Raw genomic sequence first — 15753 nt, 5'->3', positions numbered from 1 at the left:
CTTATTCATAGGAATAATAGTATTGATACGCTGAATCATCCGTCAGCTCACGGCGGTTCAAGACGACGCCGAGAATCTTCGCTTCCGCCAGTTCGAGTTGTTCTTTTGCTTTGAGGACACGTTGCCGATCCGATGTCATACAGCTGACGACAAGGACGACACCATCTGTCAATTTAGACGTGATCCGGCTGTCCGCGACTTGCAGTAACGGCGGAGCATCCAAAATGATGACATCATACTCGTCACGCAATTGCAGAATTAATTTTTCCATCGCTTTTGACGACAACAATTCAGCCGGGTTCGGCGGGATTGGTCCTGCCGTTAAGATCGATAAATTTTCGACTTTTGTTGGTAAGATAGCTTTTTCAAGCTCGGCTTGGCGTGTCAGTAAACTGGATAATCCCAGACCGTTGGCGACCCGGAACGTGTAATGAACCGTCGGACGACGCATATCCGTGTCGATGATCAAGACCTTTTTTCCTTGTTGCGCATATGCGACCGCAAGATTCGAAGAAGTCGTCGACTTCCCTTCGCTTTGTGTGGCTGATGTCACAAGCATGACTTGAATCTCTTTATCCACTGCCATGAACTCGATATTTGTCCGGATTGTCCGGTATTGCTCGGCAATCGGCGACTTCGGTTGAGTGACCGTAATCAGATTACGGGCATCTTTATTCATCTTATTTTTCTTAGCCATATTGTTTTGCCGCCTCTCTCTTTGTTGCTTTCGCTGATGACTTGAAGACTTTGCTGTCGATATCCGGGATACTTCCTAAAACAGGCAAGTCAAGAATTTGCTGAACTTGTTCCTCTGTCCGGATTCGACGGTCGAGTACTTCACGTAAGAAAGCAAGTCCTACACCTAATAAGAAGCCAACCACTGCGGCAATCGCTGTATTCAAAATGATATTTGGACTGACCGGAGCTGTCGGAATGCCCGAAACAGATAACACTTTGACGTTATCGACATTCATCAAATCCGTAATGTCTTCACTGAACACGTTGGCGACGGAGTTGGCGACGTTTGAAGCAAGAGCAGCATCGGTACTTTGAACGGAAACGTTGATAACCTGTGAATTTTGTTCACTTTCGACGGTAATCATATTATTTAAGGCGTTAATACTAGTGGGAGCATTTTCCACTTCTGCCTGAACCTTTTCGAGAATGGCCGGACTTTTGATGATGACACGGTATGTATTGACAAGTGTGACGGACGATTGGACTTGCGAAGCATCAATCACATCGTTTTCCTGTTTTTTCGGTGTGACCAAAATCTGTGTACCGGCTTGATACGTCGGTTTGATCAAAAAGGTACTGACGGCAAATGAGATGACGGCTGCGACGATGGTCAGTGCGAGAATCCGCCAAAGCGATTTTCTCAAAATTGAAAATAATTCTTGTAAGCTGATCGTTTCATTCATGGTTTGATTATTCTCCTTTATTTGTCTAATACGGTGTCTTTTTTCATCAACTAGAACTCAGTATAACAAAAAATTGGGAAATGGTTGATTAATTTTCAGGAAATAACATACGTTTTTTGAAATTTGTTGCGTATAATAAAGAATGACATGTTTCTTTTTACATGAATTTCCGGATATCAACATAGGAGGAAGATCTTCATGCATCGCTCTCTACAAGCCCTTCAATACTATACATCGCACTCGGAAGAAGACATCCGTCGCCTTCATGAACGGATTCGTTTAAGCCTTGTTTCGACAGAGTCGTTAACGGACACGATGATTCGTTTGACCGGTCAGACACCACTTGTTCCGTTCAAGCAGGATACAGTAACCGCCGACGAATGGTCAGCCTTTTTAGCCGGCAAACATCATGATGAATTGGCTGATTTTTATGGAACACTCGTCGCCCGTCCCATCCTTGAAGAAGATGGACCAGTCGAATCGAAAGAAGATCAGGAAGAAATCGCCCCATCCTTATCGCGTACACACCGTGAACCAGAAGCCGTCCGTCGAAAAAAAATAAAAACCCGACCAGAACCACGTGTTAAAAGAAAAATCCCTTGGGGCTGGGTTGCTCTATTGATCTTATGTTTCCTTCTTGGTGCCGGCGGAACGTATGTCTATTCCAACTACATCGCGAGTCCGTCTTCAAGCAAACCGAAGTCAACCATCGAACAACCGGTCACTGTTGAAAAATCAAAAGAAAAAACAAAAGAACCCGCACCGGATATCAAAGAAGAATCAAATATCCTTTACGTCAAAACTAGAAACAGCAATATCTATAGTGACTCCACCTTGACCGATCTGCTTTTTGAAGCTGACTTTGGTGATGGTTACCGGGTTCTTGAAACAACCGATTCCATCAGTAAGGTTGAATTGACGGATGAATTGACGGGTTATATCAAAAATACTGATACGACGAAGTCTTTAAACGGAGACGCAATTGCCGATGAATCCTTATTGACATGGGTCAGTGACAATCTCGATACAAGCTTTGTCACCGAGACGCTCATTGACCTTATCGGCAAAACCGCAGAAGATTTAAATAGTACTTATGGTCCACCGGAACGGACGTTTTCCGACGAGGTCAACTCGTACCTGTTTTACGGAACTCATTTTTTTACACTCCAAAACAATAAAGTCATTGCGATCGACTGGACGGAAACGGCAATCACCAATGCTGAACTGGCGACACTCGCTCCCCTTCAACTCGAAACAGAGACGACCGGTCTTGTGACAAGTAATTCTTATCGCCTGCAACGCTTTGAACAAACAGAAACAAGTACCAGCCGTGTCCGCTTGGCGGAACAAAACCTATAACAGCAAAAGGGACAATCCACTTTTCGGATTGTCCCTTTTGTTTATTCCAGACCAAGCGAATAACGTAATGCGGTTTTCGTTTGGGCTAGTGAATCCTCGGTCGGATGCCAGTAATAAATGCCATCCGCTTCTTTTCCACCTGTTCCCTCAAGCTTTAAATTCTTTTGATTTTTAAACGCATCCATGTAATCAAAGGCAAGTGTCCGCATCGGTTTGAACGACACGTTAGTTTGTGCGTTTTTACCGACGACATCCATGATCGCATTGAACTTACTGACGGAAACATCCGATGATAATTTGGCAACGACTTGTTCGATGACTTGGCGTTGACGCATTTGACGACCGAAGTCACCACGCGGATCTTCATAACGCATCCGCGTATACTTCAATGCTTCGTCACCGTTCAAATTGATTTTCCCGACGATGAACTGTTTCTCGCCAACTTTGAAATCTAAATCGTTGTTGACAGTGACGCCGCCAACCGCATCAACCAGTGAAGTGAATCCTTCCATATTGATTTCTGCATAATAGTTGATTGGAATATCAAGGAACTTCTCGACTGTTTTGATCGCCATCTCCGGTCCCCCAAATGAATAGGCGTGGTTGATTTTATCGTTTGTCCCCTTACCGACGATGTCGACTTTCGTATCGCGCGGGATACTGATTAAACGACTTTCATTTTGTGTCGGGTTAAGCGTCATGATCATAATCGAGTCGCTTCGTCCGTTTGTTTCACCTTTTCGGCGATCGACACCCAGTAATAAAACAGAAACCGGTTTTTGTTTTTCGACGACTTCATCACCCGTATTCTTGACCGGCGACTGAATCTTTTTAACGGTCTGGTCGACTTGGTAATAGGTATAACCGATGAACCCTCCAACTCCGACAACCAATACTAAGGCAATCAATAACATAATCTTTAACGGCGTCCACCGCTTTTTGACTTTCCTTCTTTTTTTGACACGTTCCACTTTTCCACGTTCCCTTCTCTTAAAGCTTATTTCCTATGTAACTTCATGAGTTCTCGTTACTATCGGTCAAATAAAAACGATCTTACAGTCGAGTATACTGAAAATCGGCTGTGAATTGTCAAAAACGGGAAAAGATGAAAAAAGAGTCTACCGGTTGGTAAACTCCTTAGTAGATATTAAAATGACATTTGGCTTGAGACGACGTATGTTTTCTTTTTCGCGTTATATTCCAACATGACAAATTTTTTCTGTTTCGTTGCAGTCGGGAAGACATATGTTTTTGATTCTAATTTAATGGCAAGCCCTAAGTCGATTTCCTGTTTTGTTTGAACAGATGTCATATCAATTGAATCGAGTCCAGTCCATTCGCCTAATCCTTTTCCTGATAAAACTCCATCTAACTGCTTTTCAGTCATTCCCGTCTTGATTTTTGCTCCCTTCGCAAGCTTCATCTTACTTTCACGTGCTCCTGTCGAAGAATCGCGGAACAGATCAAGTGACTTCGATGTCAGACGATAAACTGAACTGTTTTTCTTCGTCATGAACATCAGCGTCGTCATATCAGAAAGGACAGGAGCCTTTCGATCATAAACACTGTAAATCGTCGTCTTTTGACCTTGCGTCGTACTCGTCGCTTCTGCTTTTTGCTTGAGGACGGTCATTCCGTTCTTTTTCGTCAATTGTTTTTTATAGTCTTTTCCGTAAAGAACTTTTGCTGCCTGTTCAATCGTCATCCCATTCTTCAACGTCTTGAATTGTGTCGTTACCTTTGTTTCTTGTTTCGTTGCCGCTTCTGCTGTTCCGGCGATGAGTGTTGAACCTGCGATAATTGCCGCGATTGTTAATTTACCAAATATTTTTGTCATGTGTGTTCACTCTTTTCTGTTTTAGGATTAGTAGAGTTCTTGCGTACTCGATATATTTTCCATCCAATCGACACGATAGGTTTTTTTCTTTGAATCGAATGTCATATGGACTTGTAACCGTTTGTTCGGATGATTTGTCCGGAAAATATAGATTTTTGTTTTTCCTTCACCAAGACCCATTTTTTTCAGCTCTTGTTTTGAAAAGCTATGACTGAAGTCTGTTGTCGACCATGTCATCCAGTCACCCAGACCTTTTCCTGTCAATACGTTGTCGAGCTGCTGTTCCGTCATATCGTACTCGACTTGTTTACCTCGCTTCAGCTGTTTATCGCTTTGCCGAACGCCCATCGGATTCTCTCCACTAAATTCAAGGGATCTTAATGCCAAACGGTAGACTTTATCTTTTGGCTTGGATGCAAACAAAAACGTCATATAGTTGGTTTCCTGTTTACCGGGAATGAAGTAGAATACGAAGTCCAAGTCCTTAGACGTCTCTTCTTTTGGTGATTTTTCCTTTAAAATCGTCCGCCCATTCTTTTTCGTCAGATGTTTTTTATAGGTCTTGCCATACCGTTGTTTCGCAAACTCGGCAATCGTCATTCCTGTCTTATACTTCGCAAACGCAGTCGTGACTTGTTTTTCCTGTGTCGTCGCCGCATTGGCCGTTCCACTGAATACGATCGATGTGGCGAGTGTCAGCATCAAGGTATATTTCCAGATATTCTTTCGCACGAATGACGCTCCTCTTTTTTACTTTACCTCGTCTTCTTCAAGCGTTAAGACAGAATAGTAATTCACTTTGTATTTTTTATGACGATCGTCATAATGCATGACCAGATCAATTTGTTTGTGCGGATTCGAACTGTCGAACACGTAAACTTTTGATTGCCCCAGGTACTTATACTTTTTCCGTTCCTGCTTTGTCTGGACGGCTGTATAATCCCAACTCCACCGCATCGCCACATGTCCCAGCCCTTGACCCGAGACATGACGATCCAGTTGCCGTTCCGTTTGTCCGCTGTGTATCCTTGTGATATGAGGAATCGTTCGGGTACTTTCTCGTAATCCGGTGGGTGAATCCGCAAGAAACTGGAGTGCTTTCGTGGTGAGGTAGTACGTCGACTTGTTTCGTTTCGTATCAAACTCCAGTTCCATCCGCGTCGGCAATGTCTTCGACCGGTCGAAAAAAGCATACGTCCGTGTCCGATATCCTTGTTCGTTTTTGACGCGTATTGCCTTTTTCTTAAAGACTGTCGCCCCGTTCTTCTCAGTCAGGTGTTGTTTGTAGGACTTTCCGTACATGACTTTGGCGACTTGTACCAACGTCAGTCCAAACGCAAATGACCGGTAGGTTGCTAGCACCTGTTTTTCTTCCTTCGATATCGCCTGTACTTCTATCGTCGCAGTCAGACAGAGGACACCGACAATGAGCCCCGTGATCAGTTGTTTCAACCGTCTTATCGCTATCTCTACTTTTTTCATTTCAAGAGTCTCACAGCCCGGTCAGCATCAAGCCGTCCGTACCCGTACGACGTATCATATCCTTTTTTCCCAAGGTCTTGTGCTGATTTTTTGAGAATGCTTTCGACTTCAGACGCTTTGATCGTCGGTTTTAAGCTGTAGAGGACGCTCGCGACACCGGCGACATGCGGTGCTGCCATCGACGTCCCGCTCCAGAAGGCCGATACCCCGTCACTCAGGTAACTTGGAATGTCTTGTCCCGGTGCAATCAAATCGAGTCCTTCGCCATAGTTCGAGAAGGCCGATCGTTTGTCGAACCGGTTGGAGGACCCGACTGAGAGCGCATACTGCGACCGTGCCGGATAGGACAGTTTGTTCGTTCCTTCATTCCCCGCTGCGACGACAACAAGGACACCTTGTTTTTTCGCATAGGCGAGAGCATCCTCAATCGCACGGGACGAGAATCCGCCACCGATGCTGATATTGATGACTTTGGCTTTCTTCTTCACCGCATGCAGAATCCCTTTGGCGATATTCGAGTTGGAACCGTAGTTGTCTTCCCCGAGCACTTTAATCGGGATGATCGATGCTTTTGCATTGATGCCGGACATGCCGTACGTATTGTTGCTGTTCGCCGCGATGATACCAGCAATGTGTGAGCCATGACCATGATCATCGATGGCGAGCTGACGGCGGTTGACAAAATCATACCCAAGATCCATCCGGACCCGTCCGGCAAAATCGGCGTACGTCGGGTTGATCCCTGTATCGATGACCGCGACGAGGACCGTCGATTGTTTTTTCGAATTAATCCGTTTTTTCATCGCGTCGAAGTTGATATCCGCTCCTTTGACACCACCCCGTTGTCCGGTATTATTCAACGACCATTGATGCGATTTGAAGACATCATTTCCGAGTCCATGCATCTGACTATCGAGTTCGACATAAGCGACGCCACGTATTTGTTCGAGTTGGCGTTTTGCGGCAAGCGCCTGCATGACCGTCCGATACGTGAATTTTTCGAGCTTGAGTCCTGCATCAATCGTTTCCCGTTTGACGACATCCGTTTGCTCAGACAACTGCTGATTCTGATCAGCTGTTCCCGTCCATTTGACGACGAGACTGCTCGCTTTCGCCGATGTGCTAGACTGACCAATCGACTCCCGAAGCGGTTGCAGGCGTTCAAGTTTAAACGGGACGACAAACGCCGTATTTTTCTTTCCTTCAATCTCTATGTATTGACGTCCACTCCAACTGAGCGGGAAAATCAGCGACTGATTCGTAACTTGATCGTACCGTCCGTAGACCAGTTGTTGTTTATAGTCTGTTTGTGATTCATAGACCGTGACCGCTTCCGTAGCGTCCGCAGCAAACTTGAGGTGAGTGCCGCCCGTCAGGTAGGTTTTTGTATCAAAGTAAAACAAGGCTTTTCCTTTGCTGTCAAACTTTCCTTTAATGTAGGCTTTCTTTGTTTTCGCGTCCAGCGCCGGTAATTTTTGCGCACCGGTCCCTGCTGCTTCTGTTTGAATCGGTACGGCTGTTCCCAGTAGACCGAAAACCGTCAAGCCGACTAACCATTTTTGCATTTTTTCACTCCTCTATATGCCTTTTGTCCTATACATCCAGTATAATGGAAATTTTTACGATAAACACCTGATTTTTGATTTTTCATCAGAATTTTTTCCGGAAATTTAAAATAAATCATAAAAAAAAGCGAATCCTTTGAAAGAACGGATTCGCCTTGCTTCATTTAATGTAACTGGCTGCTTTGTCGGCATTAAGACGACCCGATCCATATGTCGTATCGTACCCTTTACTGCCAAGATCCTTCGCTGATTTTTTGAGGATACTTTCGACATCGGTCGCTTTGATCGTCGGTTTCAGACTGTACAAGACACTCGCGACTGCCGCGACATGTGGGGCTGCCATCGAGGTCCCGCTCGCAAAAGCGAGTTCTCCGTCCGCCAGATAACTTGGAATCGAAACACCCGGTGCCACAAGATCAAGTCCCGTCCCATAGTTCGAGAACGAGGCACGTTTATCCGTCCGCCCTGTCGCACCGACCGATAGGACATATTTTGAACGAGCCGGGTATGACAATGCCTTTTTCGCCTCGTTACCAGAAGCAGCGACGACTAAGACATTTTTGCTTTTCGCATAAGCGAGTGCCGATTCGACCGATTTAGATGAAGCATAACCACCAAGGCTAAGATTGATGACCTTCGCTCCTTTTTTGACAGCATGATTGATGCCGCTCACGAGATCCGACGTGTAACCGGCTCCGCTTTCGTCCAAGATTTTAATCGGAATGATCGAAGCTTTGGCACTAATCCCTGTCATTCCGTACGTATTGTCACTACCGGCGGCGATGATGCCTGCGACATGCGAACCATGTCCATTATCATCCCAAGCCGTCTTCGAACGATTGACGAAATCGTATCCAAGATCCATCCGGACCTTGCCGGCGAAATCAGCATAACTCGGGTTGACGCCTGAATCAATGACAGCGACGAGCGTCGTCGACTGTTTCTTTTTCGCAATCCGTTTTTGCATCGCCGTGAAACCGATGTCCGCTCCTTTGAGACCTTTTTTCTGTCCTGTGTTCAGGAGTGACCACTGGTGGTGTTTGAACGCATCGGCGCCAAACGCTTGAACCGGTGTATCGTATTCGACGTACGCTGTCGCACTTGATTGCTCAAGTTTCTGTTTCGCCTGGTTCGCTTCCGCGGCCGATCGATACGTCAATTTTTCGAGTCGTAATTCAGGTGCCAATGACTGAACCGACTTGGCACCGACACTACTTGCACGCATCTTACCGGATTTTGTTTTGACGATCAGTGCCGTGCTCGCCTTCTTTGTGACAGACGAACCTTTCGTCAAATCAACTGGTTCGTACCGCGACACACTAAACGGGACAGAGTACGTATCGCCAGGAGACCCTTCAAGAATTAAGTACTGACGCCCTTTCCAGCTGAGCGGGAAATACATCGTTTCGTCATTACGTTGAAAGTACCGGTCGTAGACGCGACCTGCATCGGCATCTGCTTTACTCGTAAATATCGTCCCGTAAACGTCCCAGTCGAGTTCAAATTCAAGATGCGTCCCGTCCGTGATAAAGTCGGCTGCATCCATGTACCAGACGTCAAACCCTTCTTCGTCAAATCGTCCTTTCATCGGTGCTCCGATATAACTGCCATGGAACGTTGGTAATGCTTTTGCATGCTCCACCTGCTGGCTACTAATCGTTTTTTGTTTGTCGATCGCTTCTCCGTTTAAACCAAATCCTATAAGTAAGCTAACCGTCAGGCTACCTGTAATAAGTTTTTTCATCTCTGCACTCCTTCAATCGTCTTAGGTCTATACACCTATAATATACCCTTTATTTATGGGATAATGTGGAATATTTAAAAGTATTTACCTAATTCGTTCAATTGACCGGAATCCCAAAAAAACCATCACCTCGAGGGTGATGATTTGATGATTATTTGACGCTGACTTTGAATGTCTTAACGACCTTGTAGTTTCCGACCGTCGTATACGTCACGCGGATCGAAGTCTTCCCTTTATTCACTGCCTTGACTTGACCTTTTGTCGAGACGTTTGCAATTTTTTTATTAAGTGAGGCGTAGCTGACTGACTTGATTTGATCCGTCGCTGCCGAATAACCAATCGTCGTCACTTGACCTGTTTTTAATGTCTTGCCAGTTGCTTTGAGTGTGACCGTATTGACTTTTGTTTCAATCGGTAAAGTTGCCGTCAAGACGAAACCGTCTTTTAGTGTCACAGTTGCTGTGACCGTTGTCTTACCAGCTGCTTTACCAGCGAGACGTCCAATTGTATCAACTGTTGCTTTTGACGGATCTGCCACTTGATAGCGGATCGACGAAACAGCAGATGAGCTATTTGCGACTTTCGTTTTCAGGTTGATGCCTTTTCCTTGGTAGACACTTGCTTTTTCAATCGTTGCCGTTGGTGCTTTTGTTGTTTGGGGAACGAAGACACCAAGATACCCATTAACTTCTGCTGTTCTCATGCCTTTGACCGGAACCGTCAAGATACCGTTTTTATCTGTGACGAGTTTCGTCTTGCTGACACCACTTGCATCGACGAAGACTTGGTTCGTATGAAGTTTCCCCATGTCGACTTTGATCGTCGTGTTGAGCGCTGATTTTTTACCAATGACCGTCGCAACACCCGTATTCCGGTTTTTACCGAGACGGACGCTTGAAATCAAGTGATCTCCGGCGATTTTTGAAGTGTTCGCTGTGTGCGATACGACTTTTTGTGCACCGTATGCATATTGTTTCCGGACTTTCAGTAAGTTCGTGATTTCATCATAATACGGTGTTTGTTTCGTCATATATGAAGCATCCGTTTGATACATGTCACCATAATAGACGGTTGGGACTGTGTCTTTATTGGTCAGTAAGTATGCATACTGTGCGACAACGTTATCGACCGAGTATTTTTTCTTCGTGCTTGCCAGTTCAGCATTGTAGATTTTAAGTGCTTTTTTCTCAGTATCTTTATCGTACATTTTTTCGAACGATTTCGGCTCTTCGCCTGCTGCGTACTGGACGCCTGTTTTGATACCGTAGAGATCAAGCATGATTTGGTTGACGCGGTTTTTCTCCTGGTCATGGTTGTTGACGAATGACCAGTTGGCGGACACATCAGTCGATCCTGCTCCTGCCCGGTTGACGGTTGAACCACTTGCGATAGCACTTAACGGACGTTTTGACATTTCGTTTCCGAGTGCATTCCGCATCGTGAAGTAGAGCGGTGAATCCATGATGAGCTGTTCATCATTGTTTGCCTTCATATACGATTTTTGCTCTGACTTGTAGCTTTCGATGTAGCTCAAATGCTCTTGTTTACCGAAGTGCTCTTTTGCGACTTGCGCTTCCGCCTTCAAAATCGCCGTATCATAGTGCGACGCTGCATCGATCCGGAATCCGTCGAACTTGTACGTCTCAAGCATCCATTTCATCCAGTTCTTTTGCTCTTTGATGACTTCTGCATTCGAGTTGGCCAAGTCTACTCCAAGCAGGAACTCGTCATTATTTGTCATCGTCTTGTTGTAGGCTTGAAGCGGTAAACCTGCTTCATCGACGAACAGGAACTGATCTTCGATGTCGATGCCCGAATTGTCATTCTGATACGAACGTTCTTCCGATCCATATCCGTAGACAGCTTGTGTTTTCATGTATTCTTCAGTCAATTTAGCAATCTTCGTGTTGTCAGGAGATGCAAGTAATGCTTCTTTTGTGGCAAAACCATTTTCTTTCATGTAGGCAAGATATCCTGGATCTTTCGCATACTGCGACAACATCGGTTTCCAGTTTTGTGGCGATACTTCATACCAGCCATCTGCCGCAAGATATGTATCAACGACGTTCAGGCTTTGTGTTTTAGACGCTTCAACCAACCATTCCGGGAGATAGTTTTTCTCATTGTTTGGTCCAAAGTAACGGTATGGTTTACCGGCTTTGTCCGTCATGACACGCCCTGTACCCTGACCTTGAAGAGATGTTCCGTTTAAGAAGGTTTTGTTCCATTCTTTGAGGTAACCGTATTTCGCCTGTCCCATTCCGCCGCCTTTTGTATAGGCCAAGTATGGTGTTGCTAACGTTTTTGTCATTTGTCCACCTGTATAAGGATTTGCGAACGGCTCCCCTGAGCTAGTTGCACGACGAACGAAGACGGCTTCACGTTGGTTCAAACCAAGCATTTGGTTTGGAACCAAATCCATCTGAACTTTGATGTTATCGTCATGCAACATGTCGACCATCATCTCGAGGTGACTGGCTTTTCCGTATTTCGTCGCCGTCGCTCCGCCTGGTCCTTGTGGGAATTCACCTAAGTCATACCGATCGGCAATAGCATAGCCTTCCATGTAACGTGCCATATCAAATGAACGATATGCAGGTGGCATCCATACATCTGTTACTCCCCATGAGTTCAACAGGTCACCTTTTTTGCCAAGAGTTCGGTACATGTTGCTGTCATACGGTTGGTAGAGGCTGAAGCTTTGGAAGATGACATGGTTATCGAGCTTTTCACCGGATGTATATGCTGCTGCTTGCTTCGGTGCTACACCAAAGCTACTTGTTGCTACGACGGTAGCGAGTAATCCCACTGATATTCTTTTCGTGTTCTTCATTGGTATTATTCTCCTTTTATTATCTGTATGTATTTGATTGTTTTTCCCTTTAATTACTAATCAACATGACATAATTTAACATCTTTCTTTTGTCATGACACCTCTATTTTAATAAAATAAGTCAATAGGTTTCACAAAATGCAATCGATTGCGCTAATCACCACAAAACAACACCTTTCATCCATTGCTGAACGAAAGGTGTTCGAGGGGATTAGTTTAATCCGAGAAGAACTGCTTTCTCGTAACCGCCAGTCAAGACTGAATTGTCATATGACTGAAGATCTTTGTTGACAACGATAACGTTCGACAACGTTTTGAGTGTACCAGCCGGGACTTTGATCTTAACGATATCCAGTCCGTTTGATACGTTGTCATCTGAGTCAGCAAGCGAGATGCTTGTTCCGACCGGAAGTGCTTTTCCGTTCAGGATATAGTTCGCTGTGCTTGTCGCATCGTACATACCAGAGTATTGAACACCCTCTGTGAACTTGACGCGGATGACGTCTTTTTCGTTTTTCTCGTTTGCGGAGACTTTAACGATTTCGAACGGTGTCAGAACTGGTTTAACAGGCGTTTTCATGAGTTTGAAGTCATGTGTTGCTGTTGCAACCGTATTACCGACATCATCAGACAACGATTTGACGACGACTTTCCACTCTTCGCCGTATCCTTCCATGTCGACGAGTTTTTGAAGGCTCTCGTTTGCTTTGACTTGGAAGTTTTTGTCCGTAGTATCCGTGTACTTAACGACAGATCCGTCGATTGTAACAATTTTTCCATCTTTGTTCTTACCGATAAATTCAACTGTCGTTTTCGGAGGTAAGACGATACCGTCCGCATTGATGAGTGGAGTGTTGTACTCATCGAGGTCACGGATTTTCACCGGTTCGCTCATCATGACAACGAAGTCATTTGTCATTGGTACGCGGTCGATTGTGTTGATCTCAGCACTCTTCAGATCCGGCGTGTTGAGCGGCGATCCTTCGTAGTTGAGATCAAGTACTAACGCGTCGTTCTTCTCACCGTTCGCTTCGGCCTGGATTGCACCTTTTTCGAGCGTGATGCGGAACTTATCGTTGTAGTAGTTCTCTTTCGTGTTGACTGTATCGTAGATCTCCGTCCAGTCTTTCATCAATTCGAGGACAGCTTCGCCCGTCTCTTTGTTATAAGACGTGACATTGACATACTCGCTGAAGTCTTCGTATTTCTTCGTGTTCGAGTTGTAACGCTCAAACTTCAGTTCGTTATCAAGCAATGCCAGGATATTTGCTTTTTTGAGGTCTTTGCTGAACATCACGCGGAATTGTTCAGGTGACTCAACGACGACGCCAGCTGTCGGTTTGACTGTATCTGCCGCAACCGTGAAATCGAGGTTTTGTGTCGTTCCGATGTTGCTTTCATCTGAAAGTGCTGCGAAGTCCATTGTATCCCAGACTTGAAGCGAGTGTTTGCCTGCTGCGAAGTATCCTTCTTTGACGCCCGGATAATCATCATTCAACATGATACGGACTGTATCGCGGCGGTCAACACCTGTTTTGTTGTCAAATCCGTAATGCGTGACTTTGAAGTACTTCTCTCCGTATTGACCGTCGATTTTGAATTTCGCAGAATCAACCGCTTCAGAGAATTTCACTTCGAGTTGGTTCAGACCGACAGCTTTAACAGAAGTTACTTCAGCCGGACGGGCATCCGTCAACTTGAAGCTTGCTTTTGATTTCACTTCTGTATCCGTGCTGCTCGTAATTTTTGCAACGAGCTTAACGACTGCGTTGTCTTGGAGTGGTGTTTCTTTGTCCAAGATCAACTCGAATGCTTTTGGATTCGAAGGAATCGCTTTAACACCGATAACACGCTTCATACCGTCAAATTGTTCGATTTGGATGTTGTCGTTTGCGAGGTAATCTTCTTCGTGAAGACCTTGCATGACTTTATCGAGTCCGAATGATTTGAGTAAGAGTTCACGTGAGACTGCTTTATCAAGGAAGACCGTCACACGATCTGCTTGATTCGATTCAGCTGCAAGAACGTTGATCATCTCGATCGGAGCCGGAGTCACAGCGATTGTGCTGAATTTGACCTTCGTCTCTCCAGAAATCTTACCGATGAGATTTTTGTAATCGCCTGCTGCCGTTTCGATGATTTCTGCACGGATCATTGCTTCGAGATCTGTGTTGCTGAACTCTGAAGTAAGGAGAACCGTTGCTTTTCCGTCCTGGATTGTCACGCGGTCTTTCGCAAGTGCACCGAATGATGTTGATAATTTCAAGACGATATCGTCTGCATTTTTATCGACTTCACCAGTTGCTTTGTCCTTGAGTAAGAACGTCACTTCTGTGTTGTCAGCACCGTTTGCGACGATTGTCGACGCTTTAGGTGAGACTTCAAGCATCCAGAGGTTTTCAACACCTTGTGTCATGAAGCTCATTGAACCAAGGTCACGAGCGACGCCGCCGATCATGATACCTTTCGCTTCAACTGTGTAGTCTTTATCGTACTCAAGACCTGACACGTCGAGGAGTGCTGATTTTTTGTCCGGGCTGAGGGTAACAGCTGTAACTGTTCCGCCTGCGATTTTGAAGTTTTCGACTGATGCGCTGTCAACTGCGCGTGAGAACGTGACTTCCACTTTTTTGTTGCCGATGGCTTTTGCTGACGTCAACATCGTATTTGCTACCGTGAAGTCCATTGCTGCTGATTTCACATCGCCGATTTTCACGACATAGCTGTGTGTTCCTTCAGGAATTCCACCTTGTGAGGCCATGAATTTCCCTTTTGAAAGCGTCCCTTTGACGACAATTGGTGCTTTCGACATATCTTTACCTGGGTAGATTAAGAGTTCTGCCATTGCGCCTGCCGCTGCGTACATGACGTCTGCTTTAACAGAAAGTGTCTGATCATCGACGCTTCCCATGACGTTCATGATGTTCGCTGCTTTGACTTCATAATTGATTGAACCTGTCACGACAGAGTTCGCACCTTTGTATGAGTAAGCAAGTTTATATTTGCCGGCTTTTGAAGTATCCGGTGTTTTGAGATTAAACTTACTGATTGGACGTTTAACGATAATACCTGATTTGTAACGAATGCTGATCGTGCTCGGAAGAACAACTTTTCCTCCGACTGCAACTGGTTCGAGGACTGGTTCGAGGACATCAACCGGATAGTTCTGAAGTTCTACTTTGAGGATTGCTTTTTTCGAAGTACCAGAAACTGTTCCGTACAAGACTTGGAACTTGTTAATGTACTTTTTCTCAAACTTCACGGTACCGTTCCACTTCACTGAACGCATTTCGTACTTGCCGTTTGTGAGCTTGACTTTGACCTTCGTCGGTAACATCAATTTCTTAACTGCGTACTTATCACCGCCTGCATGTTTCATCAAGATCGGTTCGATGTATTTAACAGAGACCTTCGAAGCCGCGTCAGCAGCAACCGGTGCGACGACAGATGCAGTGACTGCGAGTGCAGCTGCAGCTGCGTACAATTTGTTTGATTTTTTCGTGTAAGCCATG

At 45.2% G+C, this 15753-nt stretch carries 11 protein-coding genes; 1 reads left to right on the top strand and 10 read right to left on the bottom strand.

Annotated elements, in window-relative coordinates:
- Position 1: 1 nt before the first annotated feature.
- Both MUN34_RS00805 and MUN34_RS00800 read right to left on the bottom strand, forming a co-directional pair.
- Positions 2-697 carry a CpsD/CapB family tyrosine-protein kinase gene (locus MUN34_RS00805; protein ID WP_026827380.1) on the bottom strand — a complete coding sequence of 232 codons (696 nt, stop codon included), beginning with the start codon at positions 695-697 and terminating at the stop codon, positions 2-4.
- Positions 690-1421 carry a YveK family protein gene (locus MUN34_RS00800; RefSeq protein WP_026827379.1) on the bottom strand — a complete coding sequence of 244 codons (732 nt, stop codon included), beginning with the start codon at positions 1419-1421 and terminating at the stop codon, positions 690-692. The genes MUN34_RS00805 and MUN34_RS00800 overlap by 8 nt, the downstream gene beginning before the upstream one ends.
- A gap of 198 nt (positions 1422-1619) precedes the next feature.
- Here MUN34_RS00800 and MUN34_RS00795 point away from each other — a divergent pair, with 198 nt between their 5' ends.
- Positions 1620-2780: a hypothetical protein gene (locus tag MUN34_RS00795; RefSeq protein ID WP_247856609.1), complete on the top strand. Its 1161-nt coding sequence runs from the start codon at positions 1620-1622 to the stop codon at positions 2778-2780.
- Between the two features lie 41 nt (positions 2781-2821).
- Here MUN34_RS00795 and MUN34_RS00790 read toward each other — a convergent pair whose 3' ends face one another.
- The 8 genes from MUN34_RS00790 to MUN34_RS00755 form a co-directional block, all read right to left on the bottom strand.
- Positions 2822-3751, bottom strand: a complete 930-nt coding sequence (locus tag MUN34_RS00790; RefSeq protein WP_247856608.1) for an LCP family glycopolymer transferase — start codon at positions 3749-3751, stop codon at positions 2822-2824.
- A gap of 176 nt (positions 3752-3927) precedes the next feature.
- Positions 3928-4617: a hypothetical protein gene (locus MUN34_RS00785; RefSeq protein WP_247856607.1), complete on the bottom strand. Its 690-nt coding sequence runs from the start codon at positions 4615-4617 to the stop codon at positions 3928-3930.
- 27 nt (positions 4618-4644) lie between these two features.
- Positions 4645-5349: a hypothetical protein gene (locus MUN34_RS00780; RefSeq protein ID WP_247856606.1), complete on the bottom strand. Its 705-nt coding sequence runs from the start codon at positions 5347-5349 to the stop codon at positions 4645-4647.
- Between the two features lie 18 nt (positions 5350-5367).
- Entirely contained in the window at positions 5368-6099 is a 732-nt protein-coding gene (locus MUN34_RS00775) for a hypothetical protein (RefSeq protein WP_247856605.1), read from the bottom strand.
- Positions 6096-7664 (bottom strand): S8 family peptidase, encoded by a 1569-nt coding sequence (locus MUN34_RS00770; protein ID WP_247856604.1) that lies wholly within the window; start codon positions 7662-7664, stop codon positions 6096-6098. Before MUN34_RS00770 ends, MUN34_RS00775 begins: the two co-directional genes overlap by 4 nt.
- A gap of 160 nt (positions 7665-7824) precedes the next feature.
- Positions 7825-9408, bottom strand: coding sequence for a S8 family peptidase (locus MUN34_RS00765; protein ID WP_247856603.1), 1584 nt, complete (start codon positions 9406-9408; stop codon positions 7825-7827).
- Positions 9409-9559: 151 nt separating this feature from the next.
- Positions 9560-12241: a glycoside hydrolase family 70 protein gene (locus MUN34_RS00760; RefSeq protein WP_247856602.1), complete on the bottom strand. Its 2682-nt coding sequence runs from the start codon at positions 12239-12241 to the stop codon at positions 9560-9562.
- A 211-nt stretch (positions 12242-12452) separates the two neighbouring features.
- Positions 12453-15752 carry a hypothetical protein gene (locus tag MUN34_RS00755; protein WP_247856601.1) on the bottom strand — a complete coding sequence of 1100 codons (3300 nt, stop codon included), beginning with the start codon at positions 15750-15752 and terminating at the stop codon, positions 12453-12455.
- Position 15753 lies beyond the last annotated feature (1 nt).

The organism is Exiguobacterium sp. 17-1, from assembly GCF_023096305.1.
Lineage (GTDB): Bacteria > Bacillota > Bacilli > Exiguobacteriales > Exiguobacteriaceae > Exiguobacterium_A > Exiguobacterium_A sibiricum_A.
This window is presented reverse-complemented; position numbering and strand designations above follow the sequence as displayed.